Source organism: Paenibacillus sp. ALJ109b, from assembly GCF_010747435.1.
GTDB lineage: Bacteria > Bacillota > Bacilli > Paenibacillales > Paenibacillaceae > Paenibacillus > Paenibacillus taichungensis.
In genome coordinates this window covers 366,368-387,877 of sequence record NZ_JAAIFP010000008.1, presented here as the reverse complement: position 1 = coordinate 387,877, position 21,510 = coordinate 366,368, and the positions used below count along the sequence as shown (strand labels likewise).

20 protein-coding genes are annotated in these 21,510 nt (G+C 46.0%); 4 read left to right on the top strand and 16 right to left on the bottom strand.

Translation table 11 applies throughout. The annotated features are described in order from the left end of the window. Positions 1-5: 5 nt before the first annotated feature. The 4 genes from G3352_RS11455 to tkt form a co-directional block, all read right to left on the bottom strand. Positions 6-638 (bottom strand): YigZ family protein, encoded by a 633-nt coding sequence (locus G3352_RS11455; protein ID WP_163756539.1) that lies wholly within the window; start codon positions 636-638, stop codon positions 6-8. A 164-nt stretch (positions 639-802) separates the two neighbouring features. After that, the gene (locus G3352_RS11450) at positions 803-2,158 is read right to left on the bottom strand and encodes a glucose-6-phosphate isomerase (protein WP_163756537.1); all 1,356 of its coding nucleotides are present in this window, start codon (positions 2,156-2,158) and stop codon (positions 803-805) included. A gap of 186 nt (positions 2,159-2,344) precedes the next feature. Next, on the bottom strand, positions 2,345-2,662 hold the full coding sequence (gene ppnP / locus G3352_RS11445; RefSeq protein WP_053781719.1) for a pyrimidine/purine nucleoside phosphorylase: 318 nt from the start codon (positions 2,660-2,662) through the stop codon (positions 2,345-2,347). A gap of 140 nt (positions 2,663-2,802) precedes the next feature. Then, entirely contained in the window at positions 2,803-4,845 is a 2,043-nt protein-coding gene (tkt, locus tag G3352_RS11440) for a transketolase (RefSeq protein ID WP_099855270.1), read from the bottom strand. A gap of 445 nt (positions 4,846-5,290) precedes the next feature. On the opposite strand from tkt, the gene G3352_RS11435 reads away from it, so the two are divergent. Further along, positions 5,291-5,767: a hypothetical protein gene (locus G3352_RS11435; protein WP_205524817.1), complete on the top strand. Its 477-nt coding sequence runs from the start codon at positions 5,291-5,293 to the stop codon at positions 5,765-5,767. A 79-nt stretch (positions 5,768-5,846) separates the two neighbouring features. Here the strand turns inward: G3352_RS11435 and purU are convergent, their stop codons facing one another. Both purU and G3352_RS11425 read right to left on the bottom strand, forming a co-directional pair. Further along, on the bottom strand, positions 5,847-6,740 hold the full coding sequence (purU, locus tag G3352_RS11430) for a formyltetrahydrofolate deformylase (protein ID WP_063564406.1): 894 nt from the start codon (positions 6,738-6,740) through the stop codon (positions 5,847-5,849). 22 nt (positions 6,741-6,762) lie between these two features. Continuing rightward, a complete protein-coding gene (locus G3352_RS11425) occupies positions 6,763-7,890 on the bottom strand; it encodes a deoxyribonuclease IV (RefSeq protein ID WP_163756535.1) in 1,128 nt (375 codons plus the stop codon). A gap of 170 nt (positions 7,891-8,060) precedes the next feature. Between G3352_RS11425 and G3352_RS11420 the strand changes: the two genes are divergently transcribed. Together G3352_RS11420 and G3352_RS11415 are read left to right on the top strand one after the other, a co-directional pair. After that, positions 8,061-8,531 carry a DUF2621 domain-containing protein gene (locus G3352_RS11420; protein WP_163756533.1) on the top strand — a complete coding sequence of 157 codons (471 nt, stop codon included), beginning with the start codon at positions 8,061-8,063 and terminating at the stop codon, positions 8,529-8,531. Between the two features lie 168 nt (positions 8,532-8,699). Next, positions 8,700-9,611 (top strand): TIGR01777 family oxidoreductase, encoded by a 912-nt coding sequence (locus G3352_RS11415; RefSeq protein WP_163756531.1) that lies wholly within the window; start codon positions 8,700-8,702, stop codon positions 9,609-9,611. Here the strand turns inward: G3352_RS11415 and G3352_RS11410 are convergent. The 10 genes from G3352_RS11410 to G3352_RS11365 all read right to left on the bottom strand — a co-directional run bounded on the left by G3352_RS11410 (position 9,600) and on the right by G3352_RS11365 (position 20,406). Continuing rightward, a complete protein-coding gene (locus G3352_RS11410; protein ID WP_163756529.1) occupies positions 9,600-11,516 on the bottom strand; it encodes a DUF6382 domain-containing protein in 1,917 nt (638 codons plus the stop codon). The two genes, G3352_RS11415 and G3352_RS11410, sit on opposite strands and share 12 nt — an antisense overlap. A gap of 26 nt (positions 11,517-11,542) precedes the next feature. Then, complete coding sequence (locus G3352_RS11405; RefSeq protein WP_163756527.1) at positions 11,543-12,052, bottom strand: A24 family peptidase; 510 nt, start codon at positions 12,050-12,052, stop codon at positions 11,543-11,545. A gap of 11 nt (positions 12,053-12,063) precedes the next feature. After that, positions 12,064-13,146 (bottom strand): pilus assembly protein, encoded by a 1,083-nt coding sequence (locus G3352_RS11400; RefSeq protein ID WP_240343025.1) that lies wholly within the window; start codon positions 13,144-13,146, stop codon positions 12,064-12,066. Continuing rightward, complete coding sequence (locus tag G3352_RS11395) at positions 13,143-15,260, bottom strand: hypothetical protein (RefSeq protein ID WP_205524816.1); 2,118 nt, start codon at positions 15,258-15,260, stop codon at positions 13,143-13,145. Before G3352_RS11395 ends, G3352_RS11400 begins: the two co-directional genes overlap by 4 nt. A gap of 90 nt (positions 15,261-15,350) precedes the next feature. Continuing rightward, the gene (locus G3352_RS11390; protein WP_163756523.1) at positions 15,351-16,028 is read right to left on the bottom strand and encodes a TadE family protein; all 678 of its coding nucleotides are present in this window, start codon (positions 16,026-16,028) and stop codon (positions 15,351-15,353) included. Further along, on the bottom strand, positions 16,009-16,200 hold the full coding sequence (locus G3352_RS11385) for a Flp1 family type IVb pilin (RefSeq protein WP_163756521.1): 192 nt from the start codon (positions 16,198-16,200) through the stop codon (positions 16,009-16,011). Before G3352_RS11385 ends, G3352_RS11390 begins: the two co-directional genes overlap by 20 nt. Before the next feature lie 12 nt (positions 16,201-16,212). Further along, complete coding sequence (locus tag G3352_RS11380; RefSeq protein ID WP_163756519.1) at positions 16,213-17,082, bottom strand: type II secretion system F family protein; 870 nt, start codon at positions 17,080-17,082, stop codon at positions 16,213-16,215. Positions 17,083-17,094: 12 nt separating this feature from the next. Further along, positions 17,095-17,862, bottom strand: coding sequence for a type II secretion system F family protein (locus tag G3352_RS11375; RefSeq protein ID WP_163756517.1), 768 nt, complete (start codon positions 17,860-17,862; stop codon positions 17,095-17,097). 19 nt (positions 17,863-17,881) lie between these two features. After that, positions 17,882-19,183 (bottom strand): TadA family conjugal transfer-associated ATPase, encoded by a 1,302-nt coding sequence (locus G3352_RS11370; RefSeq protein ID WP_481856280.1) that lies wholly within the window; start codon positions 19,181-19,183, stop codon positions 17,882-17,884. After that, positions 19,183-20,406 carry a nucleotide-binding protein gene (locus tag G3352_RS11365; RefSeq protein WP_163756515.1) on the bottom strand — a complete coding sequence of 408 codons (1,224 nt, stop codon included), beginning with the start codon at positions 20,404-20,406 and terminating at the stop codon, positions 19,183-19,185. The genes G3352_RS11370 and G3352_RS11365 overlap by 1 nt, the downstream gene beginning before the upstream one ends. Before the next feature lie 484 nt (positions 20,407-20,890). On the opposite strand from G3352_RS11365, the gene G3352_RS11360 reads away from it, so the two are divergent. Next, positions 20,891-21,229 carry a BLB8/JUQZ-1 family protein gene (locus tag G3352_RS11360; RefSeq protein WP_076291721.1) on the top strand — a complete coding sequence of 113 codons (339 nt, stop codon included), beginning with the start codon at positions 20,891-20,893 and terminating at the stop codon, positions 21,227-21,229. Positions 21,230-21,510 lie beyond the last annotated feature (281 nt).

Here is a 21,510-nt window from a genome sequence, read left to right as displayed (position 1 = left end):
ATATTTTATTCCCCTTCAATAAAATAAAGCCGCTGTCCCTCCGTGATCCGGGATTGCCCTTGCGTCAAATCTGTGATCCAGGCCACAAATGCCTCGGTTTCACTATCCGGCGGAAGACAAGTCAACGTAACCTTATCGGTGAACCCAGTTTCACCTGTACGGACTTCCCGGCTCCTTAATTCATTTTCCACTTTGCCCAGCCATGTATAATCCAGTTCAACAAACACTTCACGATGGAGTACTTTGGTAATCGCTTCCCCGGCTTCTATGGCTGCAACTGCTCCATCCGTATAAGCACGAATTAACCCACCTGCTCCAAGCATAATTCCCCCAAAGTAACGTGTAACAACGATAGCCACATTTTTCAATTGCTGATTTTTGATGACTTCAAGAATCGGTTTGCCAGCGGTTCCGCTTGGTTCGCCATCATCGGATTGCTTCTGGATCTCATCCCGCTCACCAATCATATACGCCGAGCAGTTATGAGTAGCATTCCAATGTTTTTTCTTGATTTCATCAATAAAAGCGTTTGCTTCTTCTTCCGTCGTGACCGGCATAATATGACCGATAAATCGCGACTTTTTGATTACAATTTCCAGATTGCTCGGTCCTCGAACCGTGCGATAACGTTCAATCATCCCTATCCAACTTTCCACCAATTTGATCCATTTTACAAGAAAGCAGTTCCCCGCGCGCACGCGGACGAACTGCCTTGGTTTAACATCCGGGAAACCATTGCTTCACAATGACTCCCCGAAAGTAATTACATTACCTTATTTAACTATATGAGCAGACCGATGAATTATTCGGAAAGTCTCGCTTCAAGCGCTGCTTTCTCTTCTTCAAAGCCTGGTTTGCCCAGCAAAGCGAACATATTTTTCTTGTAAGCTTCCACGCCTGGTTGGTCAAATGGATTGACTCCCAGCAGGTAACCACTAATGCCGCATGCTTTTTCAAAGAAGTATACCAGATATCCGAAAGAATATGGAGACATATCTGGAATGTTCACAATCAAGTTTGGTACTTGACCATCTGTGTGTGCAAGCAGTGTTCCTTGGAACGCTTTTTTGTTAACAAAGTCCATCGTTTTACCTTCAAGGAAATTCAGACCATCCAGATCATCTGGATCCGCTTCGATCGAAATATGCTCCGATACTTCAGCAACCTGAATCACAGTTTCAAAGATGTTCCGGCTACCCTCTTGAATGAATTGACCCATGGAGTGCAAGTCAGTCGAGAAATCAACGGATGCAGGATAAATCCCTTTGTAGTCTTTACCTTCACTCTCTCCGTAAAGCTGTTTCCACCATTCGGATACAAAGTGCAGGGAAGGCTCGTAGTTCACGAGGATTTCTGTTCCTTTACCTTTGCGATACAGTGCGTTACGAACAGCTGCATATTGATATGCTTCGTTCTCAGCTACGTTCGGGTTGCTGTATTCTTTGGAAGCGTCAGCCGCACCTTGCATCATTTCTTCGATGCTAATGCCAGCTGCTGCGATTGGCAACAAACCTACAGCCGTCAGAACGGAGTAACGTCCACCTACATCATCCGGGATAATGAAGGATTCATAGCCTTCTTCATTCGCCAGTTTTTTCAGTGCGCCGCGCTCTTTATCTGTTGTAGCATAGATGCGTTTGCGAGCTTCTTCTTTACCGTATTTTTTCTCCAGTGCTGCACGGAAAATACGGAAAGCAATCGCTGGCTCCGTTGTTGTACCGGATTTGGAGATAACGTTAACGGAGAAGTCTTTGCCTTCAACCAGATCCAGCAAATGAGTTACATACGTGGAGCTGATGTTGTTTCCTGCAAAGTAGATTTCAGGCGTTTTGCGTTTGTCTTTAGGCAGATTGTTGTAGAAAGAGTGCGTAAGCATCTCAATCGCTGCACGTGCACCAAGGTATGATCCACCAATACCGATGACAATCAGTACTTCAGAATCGCTTTGGATTTTAGCAGCCGCTTTTTGAATACGGGAGAACTCTTCTTTGTCATAAGCGGTAGGCAGGTCGATCCAGCCTAGATAATCCGATCCCGTTCCCGTTCCGTTGTGGAGCTGCTCGTGAGCCAAACGAATCGGTTCAGCGAAATAGTCCACTTCATGCTGATTGACGAATTCCAGGGCAGTGCTGTAGTCAAACTTCACTTTTTTTGCCATGATCTATAAAACCTCCTGATATCGGTAGCGTATTTTTTTCCGTTTTCCATTCTAAACAACTTAGCCTAAGGATACTTCAAATCCACAGGGCTGACAAGCTTGCAGCACGAACTTTGTCGTTAGAGTTTAAGAAGCAAAAAGGGTTAACCGAATCCGCGAGTCGCGGTTCTGGTTACCCTTCTTGTATTATTCCGCCGGGTACGAACAGCAGTAGTCGGTAACGCTGCGTATCTCCAGTTTAAATTTGGATTCGGCAGGCACGTGGAACGTAGCTTGACCTTGAATCTCTTGCCAATCTTCTTCTCCGGGAAGTAATACTCTCAGATCACCGGACAGAATCTCCATAATTTCACGGGAATCTGTACCGAACTCATAACTGCCTGGAAGCATAATACCCAGAGTCACCTTGCTGCCATCCCCCAAAATAACTGTTCTGCTCGTTACCTGGCCCTCATAATAAATGTTGGCCTCTTTCACTACACTGACTTGATCAAACTGTGACATGCGTACCCGCTCCCCCTGAAGTTAATAAAAACAAAAGGCAAAACAGATCAGGGTGGTTGTCCACCCATTCTCTGCCGGAATTCACTTGCTGCTCGGCAGGACAGAAATTAACTGTCCCTCCTGCAGCATTTTTCAAGCAATTACAGCAATGCTTTTACGCGACTAACCACGTTTTCCACAGTGAAGCCATACTCTTGAATAACACGGTCGCCAGGCGCGGATGCACCAAATGTGTTGATTCCGAGAATGTCGCCTTGGTCGCCGACATATTTTTCCCAACCCATTGGGTGAGCCATTTCAATCGCCAGACGAGCTTTAACATCTGGAAGCAGGACGGATTCTTTGTACGCTTTGTCCTGTTTCTCGAACAGATCCCAGCTCGGCATGCTGATTACACGAACTTGGATGCCTTGTTCAGCAAGTGCTGCTTGGGCTTTGACAGCCAGTTGCACTTCGGAACCTGTAGCGATGATTTGGGCAACAGCTTTGCCTTCTTTTGCATCAGAGACAACATACGCACCACGTTTCACGTTTTCACGGGAACCTTCAACGGTACCTTCCAGAATCGGCAAGTTTTGACGAGTGAGTACGAGTGCAACCGGGTTGCTCTTGTTCTCAAGCGCATAAGCCCATGCTGCAGAAGTTTCATTACCGTCAGCCGGACGAATAACTGTCAGGTTAGGAATGATACGCAGGGATGCCAATTGCTCGATTGGTTCGTGAGTAGGACCGTCTTCACCAACAGCGATACTGTCGTGAGTCAGTACGTATGTTACAGGCAGACCCATCAAGGCAGCCAGACGAACAGCTGGACGCAAGTAGTCTGTAAATACGAAGAATGTACCTCCGAATACTTTCACACCACTGTGCAGTGCCATACCGTTCATTGCTCCAGCCATACCGAATTCACGGATACCGAAGTAGATGTTGCGACCGGAATAATCTTCAGGTGAGAAGTTCTCCAGGTTGTTCAAGTGAGTCATTGTGGAGCTTTCCAGGTCAGCAGATCCACCTGTCAGTTGTGGCACGTTATGAGCCAAACCGTTCAGGGCATTACCGGATGCTACACGAGTGGATACAGCTTTGTCTGTTGCTGCATATTTAGGCAGATCGCGATCCCAACCTTCTGGAAGGTCGCCATTGATTGCCGTTTCGAATTGAGCTGCCAGCTCAGGGAATGCTTTTTTGTACTCAGCAAACTTCTCGTCCCATGCTTTGTTTGCAGAGATACCACGATCTTTCACTTGTGCAAAGTGTTCGCGAACTTCAGTTGGAACGTGGAAATCTTCCTCGTAAACCCATTTGTAAAACTCTTTAGTCAATTTGGCTTCGTCTGAACCCAGTGGAGATCCGTGAGTACCGCCGTGGCCGCCTTTACCTTGTTTGTTCGGGCTACCGTAACCAATTACAGTTTTAACTTCAATCAGTGTAGGACGGAGCGTATCTGCTTGACCTTCCTCAATTGCTTTTTGGATTGCAGGCAGATCGTTACCATCTTCAACACGCAGCACTTGCCAGCCATAAGCTTCAAAACGCTTCGCAATGCTTTCAGAAGAAGACAGGTTCAATTTACCATCCAAAGTGATGTCATTGGAGTCGAACAACATGATCAATTTGCCCAGGTGCAAACGTCCAGCCAGGGAAGCTGATTCATGGGATACGCCTTCCATCAAGTCACCGTCACCACAGATTGCATAAGTGTGGTGGTCGATTACGTTGAATTTGTCTTTATTGTATGTTGCGCTCAGTTGAGCTTCAGCCATAGCCATACCTACAGCCATTGCAATACCTTGGCCCAGTGGTCCAGTTGTTGCGTCAACGCCTGCAGTATGTCCGAATTCCGGGTGACCCGGCGTTTTGCTTCCCCATTGGCGGAACTGTTTCAATTGTTCCATAGGCAGGTCATACCCGCTCAGGTGAAGCAAGCTGTACAGCAACATGGAGCCATGTCCTGCGGACAGAACAAAACGGTCCCGGTTAACCCAAGTTGGGTGGTCCGGGTTATGTGTCATCGTTTTTGCAAAAAGTTGGTACCCCATTGGAGCGGAGCCCATAGGCATTCCCGGGTGTCCGGAATTTGCCTTCTCGATTGCATCAATCGCCAGTGTACGTACGGTAGTGATCGACAGATTGTCGATGGTGTTGTTCTCTTCCTTTTGAATCGCTTCGTTCTTGTCAGTCATGGTTTGTCCTCCTCATGTCTTTAGATAAGTCGGGTTGCGCAAGCGAATCCCTCTCATCATACAAGCAAACCGAATTTCACAATAAGTGAATCCGCTTGAGTGTTTCATTTTGACTTATTCACTTTTGTATTGTATCACTTGGCGTGAAGGTTTTCCATAACCTTCTTTTAGAAGATCGGGAAAATTCGGCTGTTTATGACGAGGAATTTGCTTCCAGTTGCGTAAAAAGAGTGTCCTACTGAGCATTTCAGCATATCTTCTAGCTCAGCCAGCATCGCAAATCCATCGGATGAAGTATAACCTTTAAGCGGAAAACCATACTCTTTTTAGATATCGAAGTTGATTTTGCATATAATGGTCCTTGATCATGATTGGAAAAATCGGATTTTTGTGTACATCAGGCTGTACTTCATATGGAAAGGAGGATTCACATATACCGGAACATTTGGCTAAGTCAACAAATTCGCTAAAGCACATATTACCCTGGAAAGCCGGGATTTTAACAGGTCTTACGTCCGGACTGGTGCTCGGGTTCTTTTTAAAGGCTATTCAGACTTACACTGGTGAAAAAGTCTATACCTTGCTGCTGAACATTGATTTTGTTCCATGGCTTCCGCCTACATTACCTGAATATATCGAATTTATGCTGCATCTTATCGTTTCCATAATCATTGGTATCTTCTACATATGGTGGATTCAGCGTTCAGGCCATCCGATATCCAAAGGCCTCCTGATCGGCGTTCTCTCTTCCCTGCTGTATATCCCGCTCTCCCAGCTGTCGAGCCGTGTGCCTGATCTATATGATATAAATGCGATACTTTACTGGCTGGCAGGGCATCTGTTATTTGGCGTGGTCGTTGGGGTATGCGGTCATCTATGGAAGCATAGCCAAAAAGGCGGTCCCCCGTTTAGACATCAATAGGGAACCGCCTTTTCTTTTTTCGGAATAGAACTGAACTATATCTTTCCGAATCAACCTTGCGCAGTATTAAAGCATTAGCTTAAAACACAACGGTTTTATTTTCATGAACCAGTACACGGTCTTCAACATGCCATTTCACGGCACGAGCAAGAACTACACGCTCAATGGTACGTCCAATGCGTTTCAACTCAGTTACATCATCCCCATGGCTTACACGCTGAACGTCCTGCTCAATGATTGGTCCGCCATCCAGCTCTTCCGTAACATAGTGAGCCGTCGCACCGATAATTTTGACACCTCGGTTGTACGCTTGGGCATACGGTTTACCGCCGACAAAGGCAGGCAGAAACGAGTGATGAATGTTAATAATACGATTGCGGTAATGCTCAATGAACATCGGAGAAATGATCTGCATGTAGCGCGCAAGAATAATCACGTCGATATCATTGCCAATGACGTCCAACTGACGTTGTTCCGCTTCCTTCTTCGTATCCGCTGTAACCGGAATATGATGATAAGGAATGCCAAATGATTCTACATAGTCCTTCATATCCAGATGATTGCTCACAACAAGCGCGATGTCTGCATCCAGATCGCCAGCCTGCCATTGCCACAACAGCTCAACCAGACAGTGATCCTCCTTGGATACAAAGATAGCAAGTTTCTTCTTGCGGCTGACCGCAGAAAGACTCCAATCCATTTTGAAACGGTTTGCCACTTCTTCAAAATCAGCTTCCAGCTTAGGCAGGTTCAACGATAATTGTGGAAGATCGAACTCAATCCGCATAAAAAACATGCCGCCAGCCGGGTCCATTGTGTATTGGTCCGACTGTACAATGTTTGCACCATGCTGGTGCAAGAAATGGGATACTGCGGCAACAATTCCCGGTCCATCCGGACAGGAAATGAGCATCCGCGCCCGATCGGCGCGGTTTTTAACATCAGGACGTACTTGTTTAGCGTGAATCTCCATCGGGTTATTTTTCCTCCTTCAACTAGGCCGTGACAAAAATTTCTTTGCCTGCAAGCCAGGCGATCAAACGATGATTCAGTTGTTCTTCATTCAAGTGCGGGAACAATGCGGCTTCAGCCACGAGGTCATACAGACGTTCCAACGGCTCACGTGGATCGGCTTTCTTCGCTTTGGCATCATTCTTGAGCAATGTCCAGATATCCAGAACATATGAACGGGACTCAATCTCTTTTCCTTTGAAGAAATGATGCAATTGTTCCACTTCTGTCAGGAACTCAGGACCAAATCGACCAGCAACATCCCCGCGAAGCAATGCAATCTCTGCTTCATACATAGGACGCTGAGTTTTGGCTTCTTTACCAATCCAAGGCGTTTCCAAAATAAACGGACGCCCTTGAAGAGCCTCGTGATGCACGATACGGTTAATCGCCTCAAAACCAATCCAGCCGGATCCAATCGGTGTATGACGGTCCTTGTGCGCACCCACAGGGTTCTTACTATCATTAATATGCATTACGGCAATGCGGTCAAGCCCTACCGTACGATCAAATTGTTCAAGAACACCGTCCAAGTCGTTCACGATATCATAACCCGCATCGTGAATGTGACATGTATCCATACACACAGTAAGGCGTTCATTGTGTGTGACCTTCTCCATGATCTGAGCAATTTCTTCAAAACTGCGGCCCATTTCAGTTCCTTTACCAGCCATCGTTTCCAGAGCGATATTCACATCCGTCTCCTTCACTCCGTCCAGCACTTCATTCAAGCCTTCAGCAATACGTCCGATGCCGTAGTGAGCATCCTTATCCGTAAATGCGCCGGGATGCAGCACGATATTTTTGACACCAATCGCATGTGTGCGACGAATCTCTTCCTGAAGGAAACTTACGGCTAGCTCATACGTGTTTTCTTTGTATGATCCTAGGTTAATAATGTATGGCGCATGGACAACGATATCTTCCATTCCGCCCTCTTGCATCGCAAGCTTGCCTTCCTCAATAAACATGGACTCAATAGGCTTGCGGCGAGTATTTTGCGGTGCACCCGTATATATCATAAACGAACTGGAACCGTACGAGGACGCTTCCTTCGTTGCACTCAATAATCCCTTGTCCGAAAAGGACACATGGGAGCCGATTTTAAGCATCATTAATCCCCCTTTTTCTGAATTATCCCTTATTCTAACGCGATTATCGAAATAAATCTAGAAATGCGCTATAATTCGGGATATAGGCTATTTTTTACAGCTGTAATTTGGAACATGGGTGGGCGGAATCCGTCTTTCCGTGAAAATCAATAAACCGAGGTGACTCCGCAATGATTTTCGACTCCTACGCTTTGACGTTGACCAGTAGTTCCCCCAGCAATTGGTTTATGAACACGATCGCATTCTGGACCGTTCTTTTGCTTGGAAGTATGTGTATTGGCGGATTTTTTATGATGCGCAAGTTTTTGAAAGTGCTTCCGAAGGCAGACGGGAAGTCTAAACTCGATTGGCAGAACCACTGGGTTGAAACCAGCCGTCATTTATGGACAGATGAAGCAAAAGCTTTTCTCGACCAACTTGTAGAACCTGTTCCCGGCCCATTTCGAGATATCGCCAAACATTCCATCGCAGCAGAAATCGGCAAAATTGCGTACGAAAATAATGCAACTGAAGTATCCAGAGATCATTGCATTAAAGGATACATTATAGCCACACCGAAGCGGGATAATAAGTTTCTGGTGAAATTTTTGGAGAAGAACCAAATTGATTATTCGCCTTATAAACATTTGATGAATAAATAGATCAATGAATTCAGCCGAATCGAACATTAATATGTATTAGGCTTACATATTTGCAAACATGCTCCGTCAGGTAAGTTATTCCCAGCAAGGTAGTGCTTACCGCCAGGGGCTGTTTGTCGATCCAATATTACACATCAGCATAGTCAAAATAACAAGGAGGTCGCCAAGATGAAGATTGCGATTTGCGGAGGTACCGGTTTTGTCGGAGGAGCGCTCGTTGATTACTGGCTTCAGGCAGGCCATCATGTGAAAGTTATTACACGTAAACTGCCAAATTTACATAATCCCAGCCAAAACCTTACTTATATCTCATGGGAACAGGTAGAGGAACAGCCTCATTTGCTGGAGGGAATGGATGCCTTGGTGAATCTCGCCGGAGAAACGTTGAATCAACGTTGGACAACCAAAGCGAAACTGGAGATTGTTGAATCAAGAGTGACTACTGTAGCACGCGTAGCCAAATTGATAGATTCACTGGAACACAAACCGGAGGTGGTCGTACAGGCATCTGCCATGGCAATCTATGGCACCTCTCCTACAGAAACATTTGATGAGAACAGTCCTCAAAAATCGGTGAATTTCCCATCCCGCGTTTCTCAACAATGGGAAGTTGCTGCTGATGCCATCAAACATGTGAGACTCGTGAAAATCCGCGTTAGCCTCGTGCTTGGTCATAAAAAAGGTGCTTTTCCATTAATGAAACTGCCTTATATGCTTGGTGTTGGGGGCAGGGTGGGAAGTGGCAAACAGTGGACCAGTTGGATTCATATTATGGATATTGTGCGTTTGATTGATTTCACGATCCAAAATAAAGAAATCTCCGGTCCAGTGAACGCCTCTTCGCCCACCCCAGTTACCAACGATGAATTCGGACGTACGGTAGGCAAAGTGTATCATCGTCCGCACTGGTTCCCCGTACCCGGAATTCTGATCAAAACACTGGTCGGTGAACTCTCTGTCGTGCTGCTTCAGGGACAGCGGGTTATCCCGCAAAAAGCGTTGGATCACGGATTTCAGTTCACCTTCCCTACATTAATTGATGCATTGGAAGATCTAAAACACCGGGGTCTATCCGACTGATCGATACGTGTAAACAGACTCAGCCAACGTAAAGGTATCTCCATCTTCCAGTGGATATTCTTTGTATGGAGCAAGAACATCGCCTTTGAGAATGGTTCCATTCACAGAACCCAAATCCTTAATGACATAGCCCGATTTGTTCCGGCTCAATTCCACATGAGCACGGGACACACCGGTTGCTGAATCTACCCACTGGACCATGTCCGCAGATCGGCCAATAACAAACGATGCTCCACGGATATCCATCCGTTCATTTTTGTCCCCTGTTGCTGATCTGCGTTCAAGATAAAAAGAAGGTGCAACTGGACCTGCTCCTGTAATGCTTCCGCCAGCAACACTTTGCAAGTTTACAGTTGCATCAGCCGCCGCATGATGACGAACAAGTTCCGATGTTGTAGCCACGGATTCGACAGCATGCTGAACAAAAGGTTCATCAGATACTTCGGATGGTATATGTAGATTTTGAAAGCGAGAATTCCCTGCTACAGATGACCTAGATTCAAAAGAGTGCCTCCGTCCTGATTCAGAACTTTGCATATCACCAGAGCTCTGTTGACTCGTGTAACCTTGTGCATAGGCGTTACCTTCTGGTGACTTTTCAGATGCATTCCAACGCCAGCTCTCCTGAAACATCTCTTCTTCGCTTTCTTTCTGCTTATCTTTGCCTCTTCCCAAGCCAAAAAAAGCAGATCTCCTATTGGTAGAGCCCTCTTGTAATTCGCCATCTGTATATTCTTCATTCGGCATCTTTTTGCTTAGCAGATTGGATTTCGAATTTTTGAATTTTCCTTTGGTCACCCATGCCCAACCCGCGATCCCAAGCAACCCAGCACTTAATGCTGTAGATAGAATCATTTGTGTCTGCCCTGATTGTTCCATATAGATGAATCTCCATACCAGCGCCATGGCAATCATACAGCCCAGAATGATATAGGTCGTTTTGGAAGAATCCTGCTTCTTGTCCTTCTCATCCTTTTCCATATCATCGTCCTGTATTGAATCAAAAGTTTGGCGCTGTGACGGATTTTCAATACCTTTCGCTTGCAATGAGGACTCTATCGGTGAACGTCTGCCTGAAAATCCTGAAAAGGGTTTGTTAAGTGGTTTATCATCCTCCGCAGTATGTATCCTAGGTTGATGATTTGATTTCAACTGCTGCCCAGCTTCGCCATTTCGATCCAACTGACGATACTGATCTTGCCCACTTCTATTAGGAAACGGATCATTTCCCTGCTCTGGAACTGCAGAAAGTGGCATTCCAAAATGATGATCAGTTGTGCCGGATGACCCACGTGAAGACATAAACGATGCCTGGCCTGAACCACTCTGCTCATCTGCATATAATTCAAGCAAAAGTTCACGCAGTTGTCTGATATCCCATTGTTCAACGTTGCATAGCTGGAGGACACGCTGAATTCCTTCGCCCTGAAGTTCCTGAACATGGGCCATTAGCCTAATAACCAGTTCCCGGAATTGCTGAGGGGTCGGATCGACCTCAACTGCATCGACAATCGGGATGTATACCAAACCAAGTTCTCCCAGTTCAAGTGAACCATTTATGAATATGTCCTCTTCCTGAATCTGTAATTTACGTGAATCCAACATATATTGTCTACATTCCGTAAACGTATCTGCCAGCTGAAACAATAGACCATATAACACACGCAGCTTGATTTTTCCTGACTTCAACATTTGAGGTAACATCTTATATCCCGAAATATCATATTGTAACGTTACATTTCGGTCTACCTCTCGAATATGAACGGGAAGAAGACGGGGAATTTGATTGGAAGACAACATGCCAATCTGCACACGGCTCAGTTCGTCCATTCGCAACCCTTCCGCTTTCTCCAAAACCATAAATGATCCGCCGTTTCGAATGAAATCTCTCGTTAATCCATACATGCCAATCCTCTCTTTCCATCGCTTAGTTAAGTCATGTAGATATAAGCGCTAATGAATCCCGGCAATACGGCCAGCATAAAAGGAAACTTCAGTGTCTTTTCCTGATTAACCAGTTTGAGCGAACCGAGCATGAAGAAACCGGCAAGATTTCCTGCCATGCCCCGAATCCGCTTCGCTGAATCCCTGCGAAATAAGAGAATGACTAATCCAATTGCCCCTGCGTACAAAACGGAGTAAATAATAGCGTGAACACCAAAGGCCAGTCCTGTCCAAGCTCCAATTCCTCCAAACAATTTCACATCTCCCGCACCCACTGCGCCGATCAGATACATTAGAAATAAGACACCGAACCCCACCACGAATCCGGCTGCTGAGAATAGAAACCCCTCCCATCCACCCCAGATCATATGGGCCACAACTCCCACGACAGTCACTGGTAAAGTTAAACGATTTGGAATTTTCATTGAACGAACATCTGTAACAAAAGCTGCAATCACATATAGACCACAGGCCAGGTAAAACCACTCCACCTCCATCATCTCCTTCCTTATTTTCTGGAAGCCACATTAAACTCGGTCACCGTCTGGACGCCATCCGCAGTCTCTACAACAAATGTCCATGTGCCTTCCGTTGTACGTGTACCAACAAACCAGTTCCACTCAATCACACCGTTTTCATCGGCAGTTGCCCACCCGATATGCTTGGCTGAACTTTCACCGGACTTGTAAAATATCGTCAAGTTCGCTGTAGCTCCGGGCTCCACTTGGACCTTAATTGTCGCGTTGTTGCCTATGTATGCTGGCTCCGGCTTGGATAGTACGGTTGCTGCTCCAGCTGAATCCGCGTCTCCCCCACTACTATTGGAGCCTTCTCCGGTATCTCCAATCCATACCCGTTCTGCCGCAGCCGCTTGAATGCGTAAAGACTTCCCTAGAAAGGGAACTTTAACAGGCAATTCATAGCTCAATTCAAGCCTGAAGTAAGGATTCGTTTTATTTTTGAGATCGGGTATGGAAATACCATTAACATGCACACGTTCTACATCCAGTAGAGAAGTATTAATAAAAGGCTGAAGTAGCGGCTTAACGGTCGGATCAAGTACTGTCTCAAGAACGGATGTCTTGATCTCCTGTAATGGTTGTTCACCTCTGGCAGCGGCAGCACGTATCCAATCACTTAGCGGCTCCGGCAGCGAAGAGGCGTACTCTTCGGCCCATTCCGTCAGTGACAGCTCCGGTATTTTCCATCCACCCTCCGAGCCTCCACTACCTGCGGAATCAGAGGGGTTGAATACAAGGGAGACAGGATATATTTTCGTGGATAACTGCTTTACTGCCTCTCCTGCCGTGCTCTGCAACGCTGTTGATACCAACGTCATCTGTACGATGTAAATGAGGAACATGACAAAGAACAGGAATACAGGCAAAACCAGTGAGGCTTCCAAAACGATGCTGCCCTGTTCCCTTTTTGGAAAACGCACTTTCGAAATAGAATGTATCTGCTCAGTCAGAGACTTCAATCTTTCCAGTCTACGCACTCGTGTAAGTCGACTCTGTAATCGTGCCAATATTTTTTCCTGCTGGTGCTGCTTATCCATAATCCCTCCACCGAAACGACCCAGATTACTCAATAGGAATAATCGGCCTTTCGATCAATGAAAAATCGCCCATCTTCTACCTGATCTTCACTACCCATGACAGCGCCTATACTTCTTGTGACTCCTGGTAAAAACCACAATCTAATACTGCTGCGCATGTTTCCTGAAGCGTATGTCTGCTTCTCATCCGGATTTACGCCGGTATTCAATCGGATCAAAGCCAACATTCTGGACATTTTGCGTTCATTGTTGCTATGCATTAATAGGAACAAACGCAGATGGTCTCTGTATGTAAGCTTGACTTTGATATATTTGGACAATTCCACACTGCCGTCTTTAGCCAGTTTCACCATATCTGCTATAGCGTTTGTAATTCCGTATAAAATCGCAGCAGATAATACAAGTAGTGGATTCCCAAGCTTACTATTCTCAATTAATCCTTCTGCAGTTCGAATCGCCAGTCGCATGCCAAAGATCTCCGCATATGCAGCAGCAATGTTCCCCGAAGGATTATGAAAACCATATACGATGTACTCCAGTTCCTGATTCTCCAGTTTGAATACTTCACCAGCATCTCCACTACCTTCGGTCCAGCTCAACAACTGTCCAAAATCCATTGAGTTGAAATACGCCAGTGCATACTCATTCTGGAACAACTCATCGCCAAGACTATCCAGCAAATTAGACATTCCTCCGAACAAACTGTCCATTCCGTTCATGGCGTCACCACCGGAGTCATACGGATCGCCTGCAATCTCTGCCTTCTTGGCTTCTTCACGGCTCGCTTGGTTAAAAGTTATGTTGGCATTGTCGTACTCCTCCAGTTGTTTGAAGGCTTCCATGGAGCCGGAACTCCCCTTTTCGATTTGTGATAATATGCGTTTAACATCCTTCAACTTCCCTTTGGATTCCTTATCATTCGCTTTGCGCTGGGCATCGGATCCGCGACCGTTCTCCAACAGCTGTTTGCTTTGGAGAATGACATTGGAGGGACCACTTCTTACATAAGTATCCATGTATCGTTCCGTGACCTGACTAGCCTGTCTAACCGCTGGTTTAATGGAAACACCACTCATTACTGTAACCGAACGAAGCTGCGTATTAAGCTCCATACTGTCATTTCTGACATTGGTAAAATCCGAATTTTGAGAGCGTACATGTGCATTTAACTGATCGAATAGTGTGTCAGCTCTTACAAGTTCTGAAGCAAGAGAGCGTGTATTTTTGGCTTCACTTCCCGATCCGGTAGATGGAGGACTCGTCCCAGGCAGGGTTGAGTTGCCTACTTTTTCATAACTGGCATTCTGTGAACGGTTCTCCCCCTCAGCGATTACCCGTTTCATTTCCTCATTGATCTTGCGAGCTTCTTCAATCTTGACTTGGGCTTCCTCCAATTTTGTCTGGTGAGCCTGCAATGCTGGTTGTATGATCGCGCTTATGCCTGTCGCCACATTCCCTACACCTGTTCGATAACGAGCCAGCTCTAGCATGTACTGTTGCTGGTTGAATGGTAGCCCCTCATCCATTTGTTTTTTGTTTAGGTAATCCGCATAACGCGCCGCTACTTCGGCAGCTGTCTCTGGCGTATCTCTTAACATCTCGTCGTAAATGGCAGAGGAAGGCGGATTCATAATCAGTGCGGGCAGACCCTTCAGCTTATCGGCGGATTCCGTCTGATTGGCTAATGCTTCGTCCAGCAATTCTTCACGTTTGTCATACAGTTTTTGCAATTTTTTGAGCAAATCCACAGTATGAGCTGCTTCTTTCATCTCTTCTGACATCGGCTTAAAACGATTGACCACTTCCAGGGTAAAATCAACCGGTGCACGATATTTCATATCCTCCTGAATTTGGCGATTAAAGATATCGTATCTGCCCAGTTCACGCTCCATGCTTAGTGAAGTCGTATCCCATTGGATATCTAGAATTGGAAAACCATCTTTCACAGCCGAGGGCTTCACACTATCATTCAGCACCTTGGCCATGATGACCTCACCACTGCTGTCACCGTATCCAAATAGACCATACTCCCGCAAGGAAGTATCATAGGCTGACATCACAGATCTCATCGCCGCATGCGTCATACGTTCTGCCTGTACTTTGAAAGCAGCAATACGTGCATAATCAATGAAAATGGAAACAAACATAAAGATTCCAGCCAAAATCAAGATCAAGAACACGGTTACGGCTCCAGATTCACCGTCTTTTTTTCTGAACAGTGTTTCCTCCTCCTCTCCTCATTTTTTGGTTTTGCCAAAATGCTGTACAACCTGTCCCGCTTCAGCGGCAGTACTGGATGCGGCTCCGCCCTTACTTTTAAACTTGGCCGCATAATAACGGACCAGATCCACCGTTCGGATAAATTCCGTCGGTTCTACAACTGCAGATGAACCTTGTGTTAGCACATTGTTACCTGAATCAAACAAAAAAGAAGGCAGCGGTAAAGAAATCACCTGCTCCAGCTTGGTTGTAACTTTTCGCTGGATCAGCGAGTTCTGGTATTCAATTGTCCCGTTCATGCCAGAAGGCATGCCTTGTGCTGCTTGGGACAGCTTCTTTTCCGATAAACTTCCACCTTCTCCTGCGGGTACAGACACAACAACCTCATTGTCCGCTCCCGCCCAACCAAACAGTGCTCCGAGCAATCGATCATCGGTCAGTCTCCAGTACAAGTTGTCATGTTCCCCAGCCACAACTTCACCCGTCGTTGCCTGCTTGTAGCTGTTGTCCCAGCTGTAGGCGGCACGTTCAGAAGCTGCATACGTATGTTGGTTCAGAAATGTCTTCTGATACATGTACATGGAGAAAAAGAGGATCAAGACGAGAATAAACAACACAATAGGGAAGACCAGGGAGGCTTCAATGGTGAAGCTCCCTTCTTCCTTTTTGAATCTACTAACCCGGGAAAAATTCATTACTTTTTGTGTCCACTTTTTTAAGAAGGTCTCCTACTAATTTCTCTATTTCCTTCCTAAATAACAGCGCAATAATGATAATAACCCCGATAATCAGAATGAGCTCCAACGTGCCGAGTCCGTCCTCTTCCTTCCAAAATCCAGTTACTTTGCTTTTCATCAATTCCAGCATCCCCAATTCCTCCTACATATTCATCATCATAAAAGCAGGTGCTCCAATCATCACTACAATCGAAAAAAAGATCAGTACCATCGGAAACACCAGTTTGGAAGAAGCCTGTTCTCCCTTAGCCCGACTAACGGCCTTGCGTTTCTCCCACAACACTTGGGACAGATCACGCAGCGCCAATACAAAGTCACCTCCCCCTCGCCGGAAATTCAGCAGCACTGTTGTAGTAAAAATCGTCACTTCCTGTACACCACAGCGGCGACTGAACTGTTCAAAGGATTGTTGAAACGAATAACCGTTGTTCCAATCCCCAACCATCTTTCGTAGCTCGTTATAGAGGGGATGATTCCGTTCTCCCTGACTGGCTACACAGTGAATAATGGCACGCTGCACCGTTTCTCCCGCACCAACCAGCAGAACAATTCGGTTCAATAATTCCGGTAGCTCCATGAGTATGTCCTGATCTCTTCGCTGTACTTTGGTGTTAAGGTCTTTGTAAAGGGCGAAGGGCAGTGCAACACCCAGTGCCAATCCACCTACCATACCGCCAAGCCCCATATCCCCAACGAGCGACAAAAGGCAGCCTACGAGCAACATCAGCCATGAGTAAGTCAGCATTTCAGCACAGTAGAGCATCGTTTTCTCTCCACTATGCTGTATGCCATACATTTTCTGAATGGCATGCTGCATGCGGAACATGAGCACAGGCAATCTGCGGCCCACTTCGAACTTGTCCAGTAAAAACAAAAAGGGGCCATGCAGCTTCTTCAGTCGTAATCCTTCCATATCCAGTTTGCGCAAATGCCGGTAGGTCTGCCCTCGCGTTCGATCCAGCACCAGCCACCCTGCTCCGAGCACCCCTCCGAAAATAACGGGAAGCAGCATCGTGTCAGCTCCTTATACTTTGATATCCATAATGCGTGTAATCCACAAATAACAGCAGGCGAGTAATGCCAATGCCCCGCTGGAGATCATATATCCCATCCCACTGTATAACGGCTCCATAAAATCCTTGGCCGTAAAGTTCAGAAAAATCAGAAAAATAAATGGAGCGGCAAACATCACTTTCGATTCAAACTTCTTCTGTGCCACCGCTACCATGATGTCCTGCTGAATATCCAGCTTCTCACCAATGACCGCAGAGGTCCGCCTCACCACTTCGACCAGATCTCCACCCGTTCGTTTACAAGTGATGAACACATCGGCAAAGTTTGTGATATCCTCAATTTTGGCCCGGTCCGAGAAGTCTTGCAGTGCCTCTTCAATGGGCTGACCATATTCCATACGCGTCCTCAGAATGGTGAATTCACGAATGAGATCTGTATCCGCCTCAGGATTCAGCATGCGCAGATCCTCCACGGATTCCTTAAATCCATTCTCTACCGATTTTCCCGCAGCCAGCGCGGAGGACAACGCATATAATGCCTGCTTAAAATGCAAACTGAGAGTCATTCTTCTTCGTTCCAGCAGTACTTTTTTCCAGTGTTTTGGTACCCATATACATCCCGCAGCCAATATCAATCCGGCCAACCAGTGATGATAGAATAGAATACCGACACCAAAGAACAACAAACCACTAATCAGCAGGCAGACAATCCGCTGTTTCCGGGATAGTGTAAATACGGTGTAGTCCGTTAAAACCTGTCTTGCCTCACCCAACTTCATCACCTACCCATAAAATCAACTAATTTACGTTGTTATCCGATTCAATCAGCTCATCGCTATTGCGTTCTATGTACTCGTTCAACCATTCCCCTAGCCCAGCCATCTGAATTTTATCCACTTGTCTCAGCGTTCCAACTTGCACGAGTCCACCCATAATCTTGCCTTCTTTTTCTTCGATTTCCTGGAAACGAAACAGTGGATTGAGCAGTACTTCTCCGTCCTGCATGCCAATCACTTCGCTAATCTCGGTCACCCGACGCGAACGATCGCGCAGCCGGGATAAATGTACAAAGATATCAATGGCTGAGCTGATCTGCTGCCGGACAACCGCAATGGGAAGATCCGCTCCGCTGAGCACCATGGTCTCCAATCTGCTGATCATATCGGAGATCGTATTTGCGTGACCCGTGGACAACGAGCCATCGTGTCCAGTGTTCATGGCCTGCAACATATCCAGTGCTTCTGATCCCCGCACCTCACCAATGACAATTCGATTTGGACGCATCCGCAAGGATGACTTGATCAGGTCACGGATGGATATTTGCCCCTTGCCCTCTGTATTGGCATTACGCGTCTCCAGCGATACCAGATTGGGTACAGTGACAATCTGTAATTCAGCAGAGTCCTCAATCGTGATGATCCGTTCATCCGCAGGGATAAACTGAGATAATGCATTTAGGAAAGTGGTTTTCCCCGACCCGGTTCCGCCGCCGATAAAAATATTGTATTTGCTGCGCACCAACTGTTGCAGCAACTCTGCCGCTTCTTCATGCAAGGCACCTTTACCAATCAGATCGGACATTTTCATCGGTTCACTCGGGAATTTCCGAATCGTCATGGTTGGGCCCTTCAATGCAATCGGAGGCAGCACGATGTTGACCCTTGAGCCGTCTTTCAACCGCGCATCCACGATTGGAGAAGACTCATTCACAATCCGGTTCACCCCGGATACAATCATCTGGATAATGTCTTCCAATCGTTCCCTGGACTCGAACTCCAGCGTGATCTGTCTGACTTCTCCTTCTTGCTCAACGAAAATTTCCCGGTGACTGTTGATCATAATCTCCGTAATTTCGGGATGATCCACCAAGGGTTGCAGAATATCCAGGCCTCGAAAGGAGTCGAATAACCGCTGTACCAGCGTATGACGCTCCCCGGAGGTCAGATCATTCAGTTTCGGGTCAGAAAGTACTTTACGCTCGATTCCCTGCCACAGTTCTTCGTCTCCCGCAGAAGAAGTTAAATCCAGGCCTTCCCTGACCTCACGACGCATGATCTGAAACTGCTCTTCACGGTCCAGTACCATCTTGGATGAATCCATCATAGTGACCACCCATCACCCTTCTGGATCCGTCCTGTCTGCTTCAGTTCTTCTTCCCCATCCTGTACGATCATGGCGCATAGCCTCTTCACTTCGCGTTGAAAAATCGGTGAGCTGAGCATCACTTCCTCCTGACTCAGCTGCTTCCAGGAAGGGATATACGGCAGCACTGCATCCAAATGCAGATCAGGTCTTGGCAAAGCATTGATGACGCTGTCCCGATACTTGTTGACAATGAAGCGGGCACGATCCAGTACACTTTCATGCAGATCCGGCCACGTACGCTCCATGTGCTGAATCCATTGACCCCAGCGGTGCATGGAAGAGATGTCATCCTCCACCAGCCACACGAATGCATCGGCAGCATCGAAAATCCCCTCACTGCGTCCATCCCAACCTGAGTCCCCATCCAGAATGAGCACATCATATTGCCCGCAGTCCTCCAAATACCGAATAAGGCTCTTCGTATCCTCACGGGACATTTGCAGCAATTCCTTCCGATTCGATAATGGCCAGAATACATCCGACTTCAGCACTTCGTGACGAAGTACATATCCGTCCACCCCTTTGGAGGAAGACTGTGCTTGTCCCTGTTTGCCCGATTCCTTCCTGCCCACCTTCAAATCGTAAAGAAGACGTGACAGCCCTGTTTCTGCATCGAGTGTACGCTGCCCACTTCTAGACAGACCTTTCTCCAGAAACGGCATCGAGCTATCTAACGTCTCCAGATTGAGATACAGAACAGCATATCCTGCAAGCCCAAGCTGCTTCGCCATATGCATCGCCACCGCAGTTTTGCCACTCCCGCCGGAAGCTGATACAACTCCAATAGAAAGTGTCTCCTGTCCTGGACGATGGGTTTTCTTCCGACGCGGCTGCCGACAAGCATTAAGAACAGCATCCATCAGCGTAGGCAATGGTTGATATTTCATCAGCCGTTTATCCTCATCCACCTCATCTAATCCTTCACTAAGCATCAACCATGGAATACCCGAGGTTTCGCCACCGTGACTCAGCCAGCTGTTCAGAAATTCCGGTTCCGCAATCACCAGGTCCGGCAGTTCCCTGCCTTCCTGTTCGTTCATGTGATCCCTGAACGCTTCCCATTTTGAAAAGGCGGTAATTCGTATAATGGAGCCGGACGGGCTGCCTTGTACAAAATTAAGCCAGGCGCTGATATACTCTCTGTCTTTAGAAGCCAGCACTGCCTTAAGAACAATCAATTCTTCTTCCCTCCCTGCAAAAAAGCACAAAAAAGCACCGTCCAATAACCGCAAGAATATGCAGTGTATGGACGGTGCTTCCGTCACGTGCTATGAATGTATGGATAATATAGCATACAATTTCTGGAGGAGCAAGGGATTTATTCTACTTCAACTAATCACCTACTCCTTATAGCTGGTCATCCAGATCACATTGTATCCATTTGTCATACCATTTCCTTGTCTAAACAAAGTATTGGTCGATTTGCATTCTATTCCTTATCCCTGTTCGTAATAGTTAATTACGATAGCTTATATTTTTATCAATTTGCTATGAAATAAATCAATTATCATTATCAGTTTCACAAAATTGAATATCTCAAAATTAATACTTGGTTCACATAATATTCATCCAATAAAATACTTTATTTTCCGAATATAGTTTACTATTGGATATATTTTCTATATAATAGAGTTGTATTCCAAATATGAGAGGATGATAACGATGAAAAAGAAACTTATTACTGGTCTATTAACTGTCGTTGCGTGCTTCACTGTTGGTTCTACATCTTTCGCGGCTACTGCTGCTACACCAAGCCCTAGTGCTGCTTCTGCAGAAACGTCCAATGTAATAACTCTTGCAGATCAAATTTCTGTTCCTATTAGTTTGAGAGTTGGCGAGAGCATTACAGTTGCTGGCTCCAACTTTTGGATTAGCGGGGACTATGGCGGCATTTATTTAAATCAACAAGGATTAATAATTGGTTTGTCACCTGGAGTTTGTACAGTAGTTGGTTATTTACCTAACGGTGATACTGTACTCTACACTGTCACTGTACGATAAACTCATACTTAATCAGAGGGGATGTAACTCATCCCCTCTTTCCTATGATAATTTATGTAATATATTTTAATAGATTTTAGAAAAGTAAATTTATTAGACCTTCATTCTAATTCCCTTCCTCGAAAAAAACCGCCATCCAATACCCGCATTAACATGCAGTATATGGAAGGCGATTCCCATAAGTACTATTTTATCAATAACTCTCAATCTAGAATACAAATGGTATTTAAAAATTATAAAATAAAATCGTTCTTCTAGTATCTCTTTGTCCCCTATTTCAA